The sequence below is a fragment of the Burkholderia sp. AU31624 genome (assembly GCF_020420065.1).
In the GTDB taxonomy this organism is placed as follows: domain Bacteria; phylum Pseudomonadota; class Gammaproteobacteria; order Burkholderiales; family Burkholderiaceae; genus Burkholderia.
The window spans coordinates 592,952-610,296 of sequence record NZ_JAIZRT010000001.1 but is presented as its reverse complement, the minus strand read 5'-3'; the positions used below and the strand labels follow the sequence as shown (position 1 = coordinate 610,296).

15 protein-coding genes are annotated in these 17,345 nt (G+C 68.3%); 13 read left to right on the top strand and 2 right to left on the bottom strand.

What is annotated here, in order from left to right:
* Window positions 1–13 precede the first annotated feature (13 nt).
* The 4 genes from LGM89_RS02845 (at window position 14) to LGM89_RS02830 (ending at window position 4,673) form a co-directional block, all read left to right on the top strand.
* A complete protein-coding gene (locus LGM89_RS02845; protein ID WP_226272221.1) occupies window positions 14–1,759 on the top strand; it encodes a chemotaxis protein CheA in 1,746 nt (581 codons plus the stop codon).
* 156 nt (window positions 1,760–1,915) lie between these two features.
* A complete protein-coding gene (locus tag LGM89_RS02840) occupies window positions 1,916–2,500 on the top strand; it encodes a hypothetical protein (RefSeq protein ID WP_089496533.1) in 585 nt (194 codons plus the stop codon).
* A 111-nt stretch (window positions 2,501–2,611) separates the two neighbouring features.
* On the top strand, window positions 2,612–4,033 hold the full coding sequence (locus LGM89_RS02835) for a sigma-54 dependent transcriptional regulator (protein WP_089496534.1): 1,422 nt from the start codon (window positions 2,612–2,614) through the stop codon (window positions 4,031–4,033).
* 133 nt (window positions 4,034–4,166) lie between these two features.
* Window positions 4,167–4,673 (top strand): hypothetical protein, encoded by a 507-nt coding sequence (locus LGM89_RS02830; protein ID WP_089496535.1) that lies wholly within the window; start codon window positions 4,167–4,169, stop codon window positions 4,671–4,673.
* A gap of 15 nt (window positions 4,674–4,688) precedes the next feature.
* Here LGM89_RS02830 and LGM89_RS02825 read toward each other — a convergent pair whose 3' ends face one another.
* Window positions 4,689–5,183 (bottom strand): hypothetical protein, encoded by a 495-nt coding sequence (locus LGM89_RS02825; RefSeq protein ID WP_069252109.1) that lies wholly within the window; start codon window positions 5,181–5,183, stop codon window positions 4,689–4,691.
* Window positions 5,184–5,569: 386 nt separating this feature from the next.
* On the opposite strand from LGM89_RS02825, the gene LGM89_RS02820 reads away from it, so the two are divergent.
* Window positions 5,570–6,247, top strand: a complete 678-nt coding sequence (locus LGM89_RS02820; RefSeq protein ID WP_226272220.1) for a response regulator transcription factor — start codon at window positions 5,570–5,572, stop codon at window positions 6,245–6,247.
* A gap of 25 nt (window positions 6,248–6,272) precedes the next feature.
* On the opposite strand, the gene LGM89_RS02815 is transcribed toward LGM89_RS02820, so the two are convergent.
* Window positions 6,273–7,826, bottom strand: a complete 1,554-nt coding sequence (locus LGM89_RS02815; RefSeq protein WP_226202607.1) for a methyl-accepting chemotaxis protein — start codon at window positions 7,824–7,826, stop codon at window positions 6,273–6,275.
* Between the two features lie 251 nt (window positions 7,827–8,077).
* Between LGM89_RS02815 and panE the strand changes: the two genes are divergently transcribed.
* From panE to LGM89_RS02775, 8 genes are all read left to right on the top strand, one after another.
* Window positions 8,078–9,025, top strand: coding sequence for a 2-dehydropantoate 2-reductase (gene panE / locus LGM89_RS02810; RefSeq protein ID WP_226272219.1), 948 nt, complete (start codon window positions 8,078–8,080; stop codon window positions 9,023–9,025).
* Window positions 9,026–9,258: 233 nt separating this feature from the next.
* Entirely contained in the window at window positions 9,259–10,218 is a 960-nt protein-coding gene (locus LGM89_RS02805) for an AraC family transcriptional regulator (protein WP_226272218.1), read from the top strand.
* A 121-nt stretch (window positions 10,219–10,339) separates the two neighbouring features.
* Window positions 10,340–11,284 carry a substrate-binding domain-containing protein gene (locus LGM89_RS02800; RefSeq protein ID WP_089496540.1) on the top strand — a complete coding sequence of 315 codons (945 nt, stop codon included), beginning with the start codon at window positions 10,340–10,342 and terminating at the stop codon, window positions 11,282–11,284.
* Between the two features lie 62 nt (window positions 11,285–11,346).
* Complete coding sequence (locus LGM89_RS02795) at window positions 11,347–12,867, top strand: sugar ABC transporter ATP-binding protein (RefSeq protein WP_089498097.1); 1,521 nt, start codon at window positions 11,347–11,349, stop codon at window positions 12,865–12,867.
* On the top strand, window positions 12,854–13,867 hold the full coding sequence (locus LGM89_RS02790) for an ABC transporter permease (protein WP_226272217.1): 1,014 nt from the start codon (window positions 12,854–12,856) through the stop codon (window positions 13,865–13,867). Before LGM89_RS02795 ends, LGM89_RS02790 begins: the two co-directional genes overlap by 14 nt.
* A gap of 46 nt (window positions 13,868–13,913) precedes the next feature.
* Window positions 13,914–15,002 (top strand): alcohol dehydrogenase catalytic domain-containing protein, encoded by a 1,089-nt coding sequence (locus LGM89_RS02785; RefSeq protein WP_226272216.1) that lies wholly within the window; start codon window positions 13,914–13,916, stop codon window positions 15,000–15,002.
* Between the two features lie 29 nt (window positions 15,003–15,031).
* Complete coding sequence (locus LGM89_RS02780; RefSeq protein WP_089496543.1) at window positions 15,032–16,579, top strand: FGGY-family carbohydrate kinase; 1,548 nt, start codon at window positions 15,032–15,034, stop codon at window positions 16,577–16,579.
* The gene (locus LGM89_RS02775) at window positions 16,576–17,334 is read left to right on the top strand and encodes an SDR family oxidoreductase (protein ID WP_226272215.1); all 759 of its coding nucleotides are present in this window, start codon (window positions 16,576–16,578) and stop codon (window positions 17,332–17,334) included. The genes LGM89_RS02780 and LGM89_RS02775 overlap by 4 nt, the downstream gene beginning before the upstream one ends.
* The last annotated feature ends 11 nt before the right edge of the window (window positions 17,335–17,345 follow it).

Genomic DNA, 17,345 nt, shown 5'->3' with positions numbered 1-17,345 from the left:
TCCGGAGAGTGAAATGAACAGCAACAGGATCAAGGTGGCATGCGCTGCGATGTTCGCGATGACCACGATCGGCGCCCAGGCGCAAACCGCCGACTCGACTTCGAGCTCGCAGTCGTCGACCTCGTCGACGGCCATCAGCCAGGGCGGCGGCTCGAGCATGAACACGAACACCACGAGCTCGCGCGGCGGCAATGCCACCAGCTCCAGCGGGGTTCGCGGCAGCGGCAATTCGAGCGTGAACGTGAACGTGACGATGCCGTCCGGCACGAGTGGCGGTTCGAACGTGACGCCGCAGAGCGTCAGTTCGCTCCAGTCGTCAGGCGCACCCGGCACCAACCCGTACAACACCCAGACCTCGGAAAACGTCAATTACTCCGGGACGCAGACGATCAAGACGAACCCCTCGATCCAGGCGCCGGGGCTGACGACCACGCTGTCCGATACCTGCATGGGCTCGGTGAGCGTCGGCGTGTCGTTCCCGGGGTTCGGCGCGACGGGCGGCACGACGCTGGTCGACCAGGCCTGCGTGCGACGTCTCGATGCGCGTGAATTCCGCGCGATGGGCCTGACCGACGTGGCGCTCGCGCTGCTCTGCCAGAGCGACGCGAACCGGCGTGCGGTGGAAGCGACCGGGCACCTGTGCCCGGGCACGACCGCGCCGCTCGCCCGTTCGAACGTGGCGCCGAGCGTGGAAGCGACGGTCGCCGACGACGTGAAGTATCGCGATCCGATCGTGCGCGACCGCATGGGCTTGCCGCCGCTCGGCGCTGCCGCGCCGGCGCCGGCGCAGCCCCGTCCGGTGGCGACGAATTTTGTGCAGGCAGCACCCGTGTCGGTGCCGGTACCTGTGCCCGTGCCGTCGATGGCGCCGGTTGCCGCTGCGCCGGCTGTCGCAGCTGCTGCGCCGGCAGTGGCAGCGCCTGCTGTTGCGGCCGCACCGGCCGTAGCAGTTCCCGCCGTTGCAGCCGCAGCGCCGGCCGTAGCCGCAGCACCCGCGGTAGCTGCCGCACCTGCAGCGTCGGTCATCCCGGCGGCTGCGATGGCGGCCGTGCCGGCTGCCGCCGTGATCGCCGCACCGGCAGTCGCGGACAAGGCATCGCAGGCGCCTGCCACACCGGTCGCCGACACGAAGGCACCCGAGCCCGTGCAGCCGGTCGCCGACAAGGCACCGGAACCCGCACCGGTGGTGGCCGACAAGGCGCCCGAACCCGCACCGGTGGTGGCCGACAAGGCACCGGAACCGGCACCGGCGGTCGCCGACAAGGCACCGGAACCGGCACCGGCAGTCGCTGACAAGGCACCGGAACCCGCACCGGCAGTCGCTGACAAGGCACCGGAACCCGTGCAGCCCGTCGCCGACAAGGCGCCGGAGCCGATGCCGGCCGCGACCGACAACGCAGCGCAGGCCGCTGCCGCGCCGGCTGCGGACCCGACGCCGGCGGCAGCCGTCGTCGCGGCGCCCGCGGCTGAAGCCGCGATGCCCGCGCCGGCAGCCGATGCAAAGGCCGCCGAGCCGGCGCCGGTCGCCGCGGAAGCGCCCGCACCGGAAGCCGCGCAGCCTGCCGTCGCTGCGGCGCCTGCCGACATGCCGGCCGCCGACGCGAAGGCGCCGGAAGCCGCGGCTGCGCAGCCCGCCGACATGCCGGCGTTGTCCGATCCGGCGCAAGCATTGCCGCCGGCTTCGGTCGACCAGCAGGCGGCCCCGGCTGCACCGGTCGTGCCGGCTCCGGCCGTCATCTCGACGAGCACGTCGTCGTAAGCACGCGGATCGGTTTCCCGTGTGACCGGAACACCGGTCGCACGGGAGACGTTCGAACCCGATGCCCGACGGTCGTTGCCTGTTTGACGGGTGTTGATCCCATCCCCGAGGTCAACACCTCTTTTTGCCTGACGAGGATGCAAGGAGGCCTCAATCATGAGGATCTTTTTGGTCGCTCTGTTGTTGTACAGCGCACAAGCCGCGGCGCAGTCGGTATTTCAGAACCCGGCGGTCTTCGTGATCCTGGGCGAGCAGACCGCCGCGAACGCCGTGAGCGTTCAGCAGGCGCTGTCGACGCTCGGTCGCGCCGACAACACGGCATGCGCGCCGATGATGATGATCGGTGATCCGCAGATGATCTACATGATGCCGGAGGAAGGTCACGCCCCGTCGTGGCAATCGCCGGTGTACGGCCGTGGCGCGCCGTTCGAAGCGCAGAAGGGGCCGATATCGACCGGCAAGACGATCGGCGCGATGCAGCATGCCGAGGACATGCAGACGCAGCCATGGAGCGACGGCAGCGCGATCACGCAGAAGATCGCCGGCGAGTCGACCGTGACGGCGGCGGAGCGGGTGAGCGGGTGGCAGCGCAACGGGCTCGGCTCGATCGAGACGGCCCCTGCGACGGAGGTGACGGTGAACGGCAAGACTTACCGCGCCTATCGTGACGACCTCAACCGTGCCGCGAAGCCGGTCGTCGAGCCGCAGATCTACACGCAGCGCGTCGTGTTCTGCCGATAACGAAACGTCAATCCGAGGACGGCCCGGCGCTGCGCCGCGGGACCACGATGTCCCGCCCCGCGCGATCCGGCAACGGCCGTTTCGACCACCTATCCAAGCGACGAGGCCATCGTGAACCATTGCTGCCAGATCAGGGTGTCGGGCCCGCAGGATCTCGAACGCGAGGCGGGACCGGCGCCGTTCGTTGCCGTCCGGCGCAACCATGTCGTACCGCCGCGGCCACTCGTCTACCTGTCGCAGCAGCACGATGCCGCGCTCGTCGACTGCCTCGCGTCGCGCGGCTGGGACGTGTGGCGCGCGAAAACCGTTGCGGACGCACTGAATCTCGTCAGGGTGAACCGCCCGCATGCGGGCATCGTCGATTTCGGCAGCTTCGCGTCGCTCGACGTCATGTCGTTCGAAACGCTGCTGCGCGATCCGCGCGTCGGCTGGGTCGCGCTCGCCGACCATGAGCGGCTGCGGGATCTCACCGTCGCGCGCCTGATTCGCCACTGCTGCTTCGACTACGTGCGCAATGCGAACGCCTATACGACGATCGGCTATCTGGTCGGCCATGCATACGGGATGCTGAAGCTCGCGGACGGCAGCCCGGACGCCGCTGCGGCGCCCCCCGGCGGCACGATGATCGGCTCGTGCAACGCCATGCGCCGGCTGTTCGCGACGATCCGCAAGGTCGCGAACACGGACGCCACCGTCTTCGTCGCCGGCGAATCCGGCACCGGCAAGGAGCTGACGGCGGCGGCGATCCACCAGCAGTCGTTGCGCGCCGACGCGCCCTTCGTCGCCGTGAACTGCGCGGCCATTCCGCCGACGCTGCTGCAGGCCGAGCTGTTCGGCCACGAGCGCGGCGCGTTCACGGGCGCGCACCAGCGCAAGATCGGCCGGATCGAGGCCGCGCACGGCGGCACGCTGTTTCTCGACGAAATCGGCGACATGCCGTTCGAGAGCCAGGCGAGCCTGCTGCGCTTCCTTCAGGAAGGCACGATCGAGCGGCTCGGCGGGCACGCGTCGATTCCGGTGGACGTGCGGATCGTGTCGGCGACCCACGTCGATCTCGAGGCCGCGATGCAGGCGGGGCGGTTCCGTGCCGACCTGTACTACCGCCTGTGCGTGCTGCGCATCGACGAGCCGCCGCTGCGCGTGCGCGGCCGCGACATCATGCTGCTCGCCGACCACGTGCTGCGGCGCTATCGCGGTGACAGTTCGCACCGGATTCGCGGCTTCATGCCGTGCGCGATCGAAGCGATCCACAACTACCCATGGCCCGGCAACGTGCGCGAGCTGATCAACCGGATCCGGTTCGCGGTCGTGATGACGAACGGCCCGATGATCTCGGCCGCGGATCTCGAACTGCACCCGTACACGTCGCGGCGGCCGCCGACGCTCGCGGAAGCGCGCCGGCAGGCCGAGCGGCACGCGATCGAGGAAACGCTGATGCGCCACCGCCACCAGCATGCGGACGTGGCGGCCGAGCTGGGCATCTCGCGCGCGACGCTGTACCGGCTGATGACCGCGCACGGGCTGCACGCCTGACGCGCGGCGGCAAACCGCCGCTCAAGACCGCGCGATGCCGGCCGTTAAGACAGTAAACGGCCCGTCCGGACCGCCGGTGCAGCCATGCTGCGCGCGGCCGGCACGCGGCGCATCACGCTTATCCGAGGTTACCGTGGCAGAGTGCAGTCACTGCGGCAGGACGTTCCTGGCCGGCGGGCGGTCGATCGACGGCCGCCGCTATTGCCGTGCGGCGTGCGCGCAAGCGCATCCGATCGTCGTCGAGGCGGAACGGGTGCCCGATGCGAAAGTCTGGGAGTACGTGCACGACTGGCGTTACGGGCCATGCCCGATCTGCGGTCGCGACGACCTGCCGGTGGATGTCCATGCGTCGCATCGCGTGGTGTCGCTGCTGTTCGTCACGCGCTGGGCGACGCGACGCCATGTGTGCTGCCGGCGTTGCGGCCGCAGGAAGCAGGCGGTCGCGCTGCTGGCTTCGGCCGCGTTCGGCTGGTGGGGGGTGCCGTGGGGCCTCGTGCTGACGCCGATCCAGCTCGTGCGCAACGCGCTCGGGCTGGCCGCGCGCGACCCGGCGGTCGCGACGCAGCAGTTCGAACAGCTCGTGCGGCGCAAGCTGGCGGCGCGCCGGTTGCGGCGCGCACGGCAGGGCGCCGGCGCCTGAGCGCGCGGCGCGCAATCAGGCGGCCGGCCGCTCGAAGCCCGATGCGACCCAGCGCTCGGCGCTGGCCTTGTTGAGCTTGAACCCGGCCGACACCTTCGCTTCGGCCAGCAGCTCGCCATACGGATCGAATGCCTTGAGCTGCGCGTACGGCTCGAATTCGTCCGGCACGATGTCGAGCGTCACCGACACATCCTGGTCGTCCTCGCCCTGAACCGTCACTTCCTTGTGCAGCATCGCGCGCCGCTGCTGCTCGTGCCGCATCAGCACCTCGGTCGCGGTCTTCACGAGCGTGCGGAACGCGTTCGCGTCCATCGGCTTCGGGTTCTTCTTGTCGCGGCCCATGGTCCACGGCCCGACGAGCGCGGGCTCGGACTCGCCGTCCTTGATCATCTCGACGGCCCAGCCGTCGTCGTCTTCGTTCTTGATGATGCGGGCCGTCCAGCCGTTGTCGCGCCAGAGGCCGTCTTCGTGGATGGAGGTGTCGTCGGGTTGCAGGTCGGATTCGGTCATGGGGAAAGCGGGGGTACGGGCAGCCGGCAAGCGGGCGGTGGCGCGCGGCCGGCATCGGCGCGTCGCTCGCCGCCGGTGGCCCGGCGCGGGATGCAAAGGCGTCGATTTTACCTGCTGGCCGGTCGCTTGGCCCGGATCGGCCGCCACGCTGGCCATTCGGCGGATGTCCGTGGCGACCGGCGCCTCGTGTCGGGCGTTCGAACCGGCGCAAATATCAAACTCGTATTACGTCTCCGGCGGCCGATCCCGATGCCGTCCGATAGCCCGCCTGCGCGCAGCTTCATAGAATCGTCATTCAGGCTAAAAATAGCCTGAATGTCCTTTCAACGCCAAATCGGCCGTGCGTGCCCCGTGTCGCGCGGCCGATGAATCACCTGGAACTGCGCATGAGGAAATTCAATGTTCGCGTCGTTTTCGCGTACGACTGGCCGTTGACGCTGGCCGGCATCGAGCAGGTCGCCGGCAGCGGCTGTGCGATCGAGATCGTCGCGGTGTACCGGAGCGTGGCCGAACTGGTCGCGTCGCTCGGCGGCGTCGACTGCGATGTCGTGCTGGTCGACTATGCGATCCGGGCAGACGAGCAGATGGACGGCCTCGCGCTGTTCGACTGGCTGCGGCGCACGCGTCCGAACGTCGGGATCGTCGCGCTGGTCGCGAACGAGAATCCGCTGATCTTCGGGTCGATCCTCGCGATCGGCGGCGTGAGCATCGTCAGCAAGTTCGACGAGGTCGGCCATATCGTCACGGCCATTCATTCGAGCTACAGCGGCGGGCGTTACCTGTCGCCGCTCATCAGGCGCGCGGTCGATGCATTCGGCGAGCGCGGCGAGGCGCCCGTGAAGCTGTCGGCGCGCGAGATCGAGGTCATTCGCCTGTATCTGTCGGGGGTGCCGATCAAGACGATCGCGCAGCGTCTGAGCAAGGGCAAGCAGACGGTCAGCGCGCAGAAGATCAGTGCGATGAAGAAGCTTGGTGTGAGCAACGACGTCGAGTTGATCCAGCGTGCGGCGGGGTTGGGGCTTGGCACTGGCCTGACCGCGTCACGGCCCGGCCGCGCCGCGTGAGCACGCGTGCGCCGGGCGGCCGCCGTCAGGCCGGCAACGCAAACCGCGTCACCGCATCCCGCAACGCCTCGGCCTGATCGCGCAGCGAATGCGCGGCGGCCGCGGCTTCCTCGACGAGCGCCGCGTTCTGCTGCGTCACCTGGTCCATCTCGCCCACCGCGCGATTGACCTGCTCGATCCCGGCGCTCTGTTCGCGCGACGCATGGCTGATCTCGTCGAGGATCTCGTTCACGCGCCGCACCGACTGCACGATCTCGGCCATCGTCTCGCCTGCGTGCGTGACGAGCGCCGCGCCTTGCTCGACGGTCTCGTTCGACGACACGATCAGCGACTTGATCTCCTTCGCCGCCGTCGCCGAGCGTTGCGCGAGCGAGCGCACCTCGGCCGCGACCACCGCGAAGCCGCGACCCTGTTCGCCGGCACGCGCAGCCTCAACCGCCGCGTTCAGCGCGAGGATGTTGGTCTGGAACGCGATCCCGTCGATCACCCCGATGATGTCGCCGATCTTGTGCGAGCGGTCGGTGATCTCGTTCATCGTGCGCACGACGTCGTCGACCACCGCGCTGCCGCGCGTCGCCACCTGCGCGGCCTGATCGGCGAGCGACGCGGCCTGCGCGGCGCTGTCCGCGTTCTGCTTCACGTTCGCGGTCATCTGGTCCATGCTCGACGCGGTCTGGACGAGCGCGGCCGCCTGTTCCTCGGTGCGCTGCGACAGGTCCGTGTTGCCGGACGCGATCTCGCTCGCGCCGACGTTGATGTTCTCGGTGCCCATCCGCACGCGCGACACCATGTCGATCAGCCCGCCCTGCATCGTGTGCAGCGCATGCAGCAGGCTGCCGCGATCGTCCTGCTTCACGGTCACGCGCGCGGTCAGGTCGCCCTGCGCGATGCGCTGCGCGGCGTCGAGCGCCACCTCCAGCTCGCCGCCGAGGTTCGCGCGCACGCTCTTCAGCACCAGCACCATCACGGCGGTCGCGATCCCGCCGAGCACGGCCGTCATCGCGAGCCAGCGACCGACGCTTTCGAGCACGGCCGAGCGGACGTCGTTCATGTACATGCCGGTCACGAGATACCAGTCCCATGGCGCGAAGCGCTGCACCGCGCTGGTTTTGTCCTGCGGCTTGTCGGCGCCCGGCTTCGGCCACAGATACTCGACGAAGCCCTTGCCGCCCTCCAGGTTGCCGGCCTTCACGATCTCGACGAACAGGTGCTTGCCGTTCGGATCGGTGAAATTCGACACGTCCTTGCCGTTGAGCTCGGACTTGATCGGATGCATCACGATCACCGGCTTCGAGTCGTTGATCGAGATGTAGCCGTCGGCGCCGTGGCGCATCGCGGCGATCGCCTCGATCGCCTTCTGCTTCGCTTCGGCTTCCGGCAGCGCGTTCTGCTGCGACAGCTTGTAAAAATGGTCGGTCACGCTCGCGGCCTGCGCGACCAGCGATGCGAGCTGTTCGCGGCGGTCCGTGATCATCGATGCGCGCGTCTGCCATGCGCCGAGTCCGGCGATCACAAGCAGGCCGAGCCAGAGGATGACGATCATCGAGGCGAGTTTCTGATTCAGGGAAAGGTTGCGCATGGTGTGTGGTCGGTCAGTCGTGGATGCTCCCCGGAACGGCGTGACGGGGTAAGTGTCTTGACGGCGTCCGACGGGCGTCACCGTAGACGGGTTATCCCTAGGAACCGGTACCGTGGACGCATCCCTCTAATCCCGACAAGGGTATCTATGCATATGCATAACGGGTGTCGCTATACTCACGGGGCAATGGCGTGTGCGCTGCGGGCCCGGCTCGGTGGCGCGGCGGCGAATGAAACCGAAAGGAGGCAACGATGCGAATTCTGGTGGTAGGGGCCGGCGCGGTCGGCGGGTATTTCGGCGGCCGGCTGGCCGCGGCGGGGCGCGATGTGACGTTCCTGGTGCGCGACGGCCGCGCGGCCGCGCTGGCGCGCGACGGGCTGCTGATCCGCAGCCCGCGCGGCGACCTGACGCTCGCGAACGTGCAGACCGTGCGCGCGGGCGACGCGGCTGCCGGCGTCGCGCCGTTCGACCTCGTGCTGCTGAGCTGCAAGGCATACAGCCTCGACGATGCAATTCAGTCGTTCGCGCCGTTCGTCGGCCCGCAGACGCTGATCCTGCCGATGCTCAACGGGATGCGTCATCTCGACGTGCTGCGCGACCGGTTCGGCGCGGCTCAGATGCTCGGCGGGCTGTGCGTGATCGCGGCGACGCTCGATCGCGAGCAGCGCATCGTGCACCTGAACGACACGCACGGGGTCACCTTCGGCGAACTCGCGGGCGGTGAATCGCCGCGCGTGCGCGCGGTGGCCGACGTGCTCGGCGGCGCGGGGTTCGATGCGACGCTCAGCGACAACGTGGTCGCGCGGATGTGGGAAAAATGGGTGTTCCTCGCGACGCTCGCCGCGAGCACGTCGCTGTTCCGCGGCTCGGTGGGCGACATTCTCGCCGCGCCGGACGGCCGCCGCCTGCTCGAGACGATGCTCGGCGAATGCAGCGCGATTGCCGAGCACAATGGCCACCGGCCCGACCCGGCCGCCATCGAGCGGATGCAGCGGATGGTGCTGACGCCGTCGCCGCTGACCGCGTCGATGCTGCGCGACGTCGAGAACCATGCGCGTGTCGAAGCCGATCACGTGATCGGCGACCTGCTCGCGCGCCGCGACCCGCAGGCGGCCGATACGTTGTCGCTGCTGCGGATCGCGTACAACCACCTGAAGACGTACGAAGTGCGGACGGCGCGCGAGCACGCGGCCGCGTAACCACCGGAGCGGGCGGCCGCCAGGCCGTTCCGCGCTGCACAAATTTGTCGTCCGGCGCCCTGTGCGGCCGGAATGCGCAAAAAAGTATCGGAAATCAGGCGTAAAGTTGGTGGAGCCGCGCGCGCGATCGACCTACATTGCTTCCCATGCGACCGGTCGCGTCGCCGTGTGAAATACGCGGCGCACGCGCGCAACGAACCGGCCAGCGAGATATGGGAATGGAGACGCCAACCATGATGCACCCCGATCTGGAAGTGGTCGACGTGCGACGCGACGAGTCGTTCAAGGTCTGGTCGCACGGCTATCCGTATCGCACGATCCGCTGGCACTTCCATCCCGAATTCGAACTGCACCTGATCGTCGCGACGCGCGGCAAGTATTTCGTCGGCGACCACATCGGCTCGTTCGGCCCCGGCCATCTCGTGCTGCTCGGCCCGAACCTGCCGCACAACTGGGTCAGCGACATGGCCGAAGGCGAAACCGTCGAGCGCCGCAATCTCGTGATCCAGTTCGACCCGGCGTTCGTGCGCCGTTGCATGGACGCGTTTCCCGAATGCCGCGACGCGCAGGCGCTGCTCGACGATGCGCGGCGCGGGGTTGGCTTCGATGCGGCGACCAGCGCCGCGATCGCGCCGCTGTTCGACGAACTGCTGGCCGCGCGCGGCATGCGCCGCATCGCGCTGTTCATGACGATCCTCGAACGGCTTTGCGCGGCGGCCGAACGCACGCTGCTCGCGAGCCCCGCGTACGACCAGGCCGACGTCACGCCCACGCGGCTCAGCCATGCGCTGTCCTACATCGGCAAGAACCTCGCGTCCGAGCTGCGGGAAGCCGATCTCGCGCAACTGACCGGGCAGAGCGTCAGCGCGTTCTCGCGAGCGTTCCACCGCCAGACGGGCATGCCGTTCGTGCAGTACGTGAATCGTCTGCGGATCGAGTCCGCGTGCCAGATGCTGCTCGCCGACGACGCGAACATCACCGATATCTGCTTCCAGGCCGGCTTCAACAACGTGTCGAACTTCAACCGCCAGTTCCGCGCGGTGAAGGGGATGGCGCCGTCCGAATTCCGCGCGCTGCAGCGCCTGAATGCGCGCAGCCGCGAGCTCGCGCTGCACGCGGCGCCCACCGGCAATCCGCTGCCGCCGCGTGTCGTCACGCCCGGCATCCCCGAGCTCGCGCCGCAGCCCGGATGATCGCGGGGCCGCGGCCCGCCTGAACTTTCCACACCGTTTCACCCAGCGCAATCGCGTCGCCCACGTCGCGAGGGGCGCGTTCAACCACGAAAAAGCCGCACACATAACCGGAGACACCGTCATGACGCATGCATCGCCCGCTTCATTCCCCCGTCGCGCCGCCCGTATGGCGGTGATTGCCGCGCTCGCCGTCGCGGCCTGGCTGCCCGCTGCCGCCGTGCAGGCCGCACCGCTGCGCATCGGCATGACGTTCCAGGAACTGAACAACCCGTATTTCGTGACGATGCAGAAGGCGCTGAACGACGCCGCTGCGTCGATCGGCGCGCAGGTCGTCGTCACCGACGCGCATCACGACGTCAGCAAGCAGGTGAGCGACGTCGAGGACATGCTGCAGAAGAAGATCGACATCCTGCTCGTGAACCCGACCGATTCGACCGGCATCCAGTCGGCGATCACGCAGGCGAAGAAGGCCGGCGCGGTGGTGGTGGCCGTCGATGCGAACGCGAACGGCCCGGTCGATTCGTTCGTCGGCTCGAAGAACTACGACGCGGGCGTGATGTCGTGCGACTACCTCGCGAAGGCGATCGGCGGCAGCGGCGAGGTCGCCATTCTCGACGGCATCCCGGTCGTGCCGATTCTCGAACGCGTACGCGGCTGCAAGGCCGGGCTCGCGAAATACCCGAACGTGAAGCTGGTCGATACGCAGAACGGCAAGCAGGAGCGCGCGACCGCGCTGTCGGTCACGGAAAACATGATCTCCGCGCATCCGAACCTGAAGGGCATTTTCAGCGTGAACGACGGCGGCGCGATGGGCTCGCTCGCCGCGATCGAGAGCTCGGGCAAGGACATCAAGCTGACGAGCGTCGATGGCGCACCCGAGGCGATCGCCGCGATCCAGAAGCCGAATTCGAAGTTCATCGAGACGACCGCGCAGTTCCCGGCCGACCAGGTGCGCATCGCGCTCGGCATCGCGATCGCGCGCAAGTGGGGCGCGACGGTGCCGAAGGCGATTCCCGTCGACGTGAAGGTGGTCGATCGCGGCAACGCGAAGGGCTTCAGCTGGTGAACGACGTGCGATGCGACGCGAAGGGCGGCGGCACGGCCGGCGCTCTTCGCACGGAGAAGCCGATGGACACGATACTCAGGCTCAGCCACATCACGAAAAGCTTTCCGGGCGTGAAGGCGCTCGCCGACATCGATCTGGAGATCGCGCGCGGCGAGATTCACGCGCTGCTCGGCGAGAACGGCGCGGGCAAGTCGACGTTGATGAAGATCCTGTGCGGCATTCATCAGCCGGATGCCGGCACGATCGAGATCGACGGCACCGCCCGCCATTTCGCGGACTATCACGATGCGGTCGCGGCAGGCGTCGGCATCGTGTTCCAGGAATTCAGCCTGATTCCGCACCTCGACGCCGTCGACAACCTGTTCCTCGGCCGCGAGCTGCGCAATCGCTGGGGCGCGCGCGACCGCAAGCGGATGCGTCACGCGGCGGCCGCGATCTTCGCGCGGCTCGGCGTGGCGATCGATCTCGATGCGCCGATCCGTGCGCTGTCGGTCGCGCAACAGCAGTTCGTCGAAATCGGCAAGGCGCTGTCGCTCGACGCGCGCATCCTGATCCTCGACGAACCGACCGCCACGCTGACGCCGGCCGAGGCCGAGCACTTGTTCGCGATCATGCGCGAGCTGAAGCGGCAGGGTGTCGCGATGATCTTCATCTCGCATCACCTCGACGAGATTTTCGCGGTGTGCGACCGCATCACGGTGCTGCGCGACGGCCAGTACGTGGCGACGACCGACGTCGCACGCACGGACGTCGAGCAACTGGTACGGATGATGGTCGGCCGCCGGATCGAAAGCAGCTTTCCGCCGAAGCCGGCGCGTGCGGCCGATGCGCCGCGCGTGCTGGAGGTCAACGAACTGCAGATCGAACGCGGTGGCCCGGTGAACCGCTTCACGCTGCATGCCGGCGAGATCCTCGGCTTCGCGGGGCTGGTCGGCTCGGGCCGCACGGAAACCGCGCTCGCGGTGATCGGCGCGACGCGTGCGCATCGCAAGGACGTGCGCGTGCGCGGCGCGGCCGCGAAGCTCGCCGATCCGGCCGACGCGCTGCGCGCGGGCATCGGCATCCTGCCGGAGAGCCGCAAGACGGAAGGGCTCGTCACGTCGTTCTCGATCCGCGACAACATCTCGCTGAACAACCTCGGCAAGTACCGGTCGATGCGCTGGCTGATCGACCGCCGCGACGAGGCGCGCACCACCCACGACGTGATGCGGCGCGTCGGCGTGAAGGCGCCGTCGATCCATACCGAGGTCGCGACGCTGTCCGGCGGCAACCAGCAGAAGGTCGTGATCGCGCGCTGGCTGAACCATCACACGTCGGTGCTGATCTTCGACGAGCCGACGCGCGGCATCGACGTCGGCGCGAAAGCCGAAATCTACGGGCTGATGCGCGAACTCACCGCGCGCGGCTACGCCATCATCATGATCTCGTCCGAGTTGCCGGAAATCGTCGGCATGTGCGATCGCGTCGCCGTGTTCCGGCAGGGCCGCATCGAGGCGACGCTCGCAGGCGACGAGATCGATCCCGACACGGTCATGACCTATGCCACGGCCGGCACGCGAGGAGCGACCCATGAACCTGCCTGATTCTTCTTCCACGCCTTCCACGACGCTCGCGGCCACCGCCGGACACGGCGACGCACCGCCGCCACGCGCGAGGTGGGCGCAGCTGCGGCGCTCGACGCTGTTCTATCCGCTCGTCGGCCTGATCGTCGTGTGCATCGCGATGATGATCGCGAGCCCGAGCTTCCTGTCCGCCGCGAACCTGGAAAACGTGCTGCGCCAGGTGTCGATCAACGCGATCATCGCGGTCGGCATGACCTGCGTGATCCTGACCGGCGGGATCGACCTGTCGGTCGGTTCGGTGATGGCGCTGTCGGGCACGCTCGCGGCCGGGCTGATGGTCGCGGGCGTGAACGCGGTTGCGGCGCTCGCGATCGGCATCGCGGTCGGCTTCGGTTTCGGCTTCCTGAACGGTGTGTTCGTCGCGTTCGCGGGGATGCCGCCGATCATCGTCACGCTTGCGACGATGGGCATCGCGCGCGGCCTGGCATTGATCTACACGGGCGGCTACCCGATCGACGGCTTGCCCGACTGGGTTGCGTTCTTCGGCAGCGGCAAGGTGTTCGGCATCCAGGCGCCGGTGCTGATCATGCTGGTGGTCTATGCGATCGCGTGGCTGCTGCTCGACCGGATGCCGTTCGGCCGCTATGTGTATGCGATCGGCGGCAACGAGCAGGCGACGCGGCTCACCGGCGTGCGGGTCGCGCGCGTGAAGCTGATCGTCTACACGCTGGCCGGGCTCACGTCGGCGCTCGCCGCGATCGTGCTGACCGGGCGCCTGATGAGCGGTCAGCCGAACGCGGGCGTGGGCTTCGAGCTCGACGCGATCGCGGCCGTCGTGATGGGCGGCACGTCGATCTCGGGCGGGCGCGGCGCGATCCTTGGCACGCTGGTCGGTGCGCTGCTGCTCGGCGTGCTCAACAACGGGCTGAACATGATCGGCGTGAACCCGTATGTGCAGAACGTGATCAAGGGCGGAATCATCCTGCTCGCGATCTACATCAGCCGCGAACGGTCGCGGTAACGATTCATTCATCAGTTATCCAGATCATCCACGAAAGAGACTATCCATGACGACACCCGAAGCCCAGCCGCGGATGACCGCGGTCGTCTGCCACGGCCCCGAGGACTATCGCGTCGAACAGGTCGCGAAGCCGCGCCCCGGCGCGAACGAGCTCGTGATCCGCATCGCCGCATGCGGAATCTGCGCGAGCGACTGCAAGTGCTACACGGGCGCGAAGATGTTCTGGGGCGGCCCGAACCCGTGGGTGAAGGCGCCCGTGATTCCCGGCCACGAATTCTTCGGCCACGTCGAAGCGCTCGGCGACGGCGCGGCCGAACATTTCGGCGTGGCGGTGGGCGACCGCGTGATCGCCGAGCAGATCGTGCCGTGCGGCAAGTGCCGCTATTGCAAGTCGGGCCAGTACTGGATGTGCGAAGTGCACAACATCTTCGGCTTCCAGCGTGAGGTGGCCGACGGCGGGATGGCCGAATACATGCGCATTCCGCCGACCGCGATCGTCCACAAGATTCCGCTCGGCGTATCGCTCGAGGATGCCGCGATCATTGAGCCGCTGTCGTGCGCGATCCATACGGTGAACCGCGGCGATGTCCAGCTCGACGACGTGGTCGTGATCGCGGGCGCGGGCCCGCTCGGGCTGATGATGACGCAGGTCGCTCACCTGAAGACGCCGAAGAAACTCGTCGTGATCGACCTGATCGACGAGCGGCTCGAACTCGCACGCGAGTACGGTGCGGACGTGACGATCAACCCGGCGCGCGAGGATGCGCGCGAGATCGTCCGGTCGCTCACCGACGGCTACGGCTGCGACGTCTACATCGAGACGACCGGCGCGCCGGTTGGCGTGAGCCAGGGGCTCGACCTGATCCGCAAGCTCGGCCGCTTCGTCGAATTCAGCGTGTTCGGCGAGGATGCGACCGTCGACTGGTCGATCATCGGCGATCGCAAGGAACTCGACGTGCGCGGCGCGCACCTGGGGCCATACTGCTACCCGATCGCGATCGACCTGCTCGCGCGCGGGCTCGTCACGTCGAAAGGCATCGTCACGCACGATTTCGCGCTCGAGGACTGGGACGACGCGATCCGTGTCGCGAAATCGCCTGAATCGATCAAGGTGCTGCTGAAGCCGGCCCGCTGACGGCCGGCGTGCGCCTCACCGGAGACATCATGGAATACGTCATTGGCGTCGATATCGGCACGCAGAGCACCAAGGCGCTGCTCGTCGACCGGCATGGCACGATCGTCGCGCGGCGCTCGGCCGGCTACCAGCCCGATACGCCGCGCCCGCTGTGGGCCGAGCAATGGCCGCAGGTGTGGTTCGATGCGGTGCTCGCGTGCATCGCGGGCTGCGTGAGCGATGCGCGCGCGCAGGGCGTGCCGGCCGATGCGATCCGCGCGGTGTGCGTGGGCAGCCTGTACGGCGGCTCGGGCATTCCGGTCGACATCGACATGCGGCCGCTCCATCCGTGCCTGATCTGGATGGACCGGCGCGCGACCGCGGAAGTCGACTGGGTCAACGCGAACGTGAACGTCGAGCGGCTGCGCGTGATCACGGGCAACGGCGTCGACAGCTATTACGGCTTCACGAAGATGCTGTGGCTGCGCGACCAGCGGCCGGACGTGTGGGCGAACGTGCGCTATTTCCTGCCGCCGAACGCGTATGTGATCTACCTGCTGACCGGCGAGGTCGCGGTCGATCACAGTTCGGCCGGCAATATCGGCGGCGTGTACGACGTCGCGCGCCGCGAGTGGTCCGACGACGCGCTCGACATGCTCGGCATTCCGGCGACGATGATGCCCGAGCGGCTCGTCGAATCGACGGACATCGTCGGCGGGCTGTTGTCGCAATGGACGGATCAGCTTGGGCTGCCGGCCGGCACGCCCGTCGTCGCGGGCGGCGTCGATGCGGCCGTCGCGACCTTCGCGGCCGGCGCGACGCGCACGGGGCAGCATGTCGCGATGATCGGCACCAGCATGTGCTGGGGTTACGTGAGCCCGCACGTCGATGCGCGTCACGGGCTCGTCAGCATGCCGCACGTGTTCAACGGGCAGCGCGACCTCTACGTGTTCGGCGGCACGATCACGGCCGGCGCATCGGTCGCCTGGTTTCGCGATCAGTTCTGCCACGCGGAAATCGATGCGGCGCGCCTGCTGCCGCACGGCGATCCGCACGTGTTGCTCGAGGAAGCGGCCGAAGGCGTGCCGCCGGGCGCCGACGGCGTGCTGTTCCTGCCGTACCTGATGGGCGAACGCAGCCCCGTATGGGACGCGAAGGCGAGCGGCGCGTTCGTCGGGCTGAGTCTCGCGCATACGCGCGCGCACCTGTATCGCGCGGTGCTCGAAGGTGTCGCGTTCGCCTTACGGCACAACATCGAGGCCGGGCGGCGCGGCGCGGTGGCTTTGGATGAACGGCTGATCGTCGTGGGCGGGGCCGCGCATTCGGCGCTATGGATGCAGATCATCGCGGACGTGACGGGCTTCCCGGTGTGGACGATCGAGCAGGATGTCGAAGCCGCGATGGGGGCCGCCTTGCTCGCGGGCGTCGGGGCAGGGCTCGTATCACACGACGATGCGCAAGGCGGCTGGGTCACGCTCGTCGAGCGCGCGCGGCCGGATGCCGAACGCGCGAAAGCGTACGCGGCGCGCTTTGCGCTCTATACGGCGCTGTATCCGGCGCTCAAACCGATCATGCACGAGTTGCACACGCCATCATGAAGACACGATTCGATTTCGGCGGTTCGCGGGTGCTCGTCACGGGGGCGTCGAGCGGGATCGGGCGCGCGTGCGCGATCGCGCTGGCGCAGGCGGGCGCGCGGGTCGTCGCGGCCGGGCGCGATATGGCCGCGCTCGATGCGCTGGCCGGCGAGGCCGCGTGCGAGACGATGCGACTCGACGTCGGTGGCGACGAGCATGCGATCGATACGACGCTCGCCGCGCACGATACATTCGACGGCCTCGTGAATTGCGCGGGGATTGCATCGCTCGAGTCGGCGCTCGAGGTGAGCGCCGCGCATTTCGATCGCGTGATGGCCGTCAATGCGCGCGGCGCGGCGCTGGTTGCCCGTTCCGTCGCCCGGAAGATGATCGCGCGCGACGCGCGTGGTGTCGCGCAGGCGCGGGGCAGCATCGTCAACGTATCGAGCCAGGCCGCGCTCGTCGGTTTGCCCGCGCATCTCAGTTACTGCGCGTCGAAGGCGGCGATGGACGCGATCACGCGCGTGCTGTGCATCGAACTCGGGCCGCACGGCATTCGTGTGAACAGTGTGAACCCGACCGTCACGCTCACGCCGATGGCGCAGTTCGCGTGGAGCGAACCGGAAAAGCGGGCGCCGATGCTGGCCGCGATTCCGCTCGGGCGATTCGCGGAGCCGGACGAGGTTGTCGAACCGATCCTGTTCCTGCTGAGCGATGCGGCGTCGATGGTCAGCGGCGTGTCGCTGCCGATCGACGGCGGGTATACGGCGCGCTAGGCAGCATCATG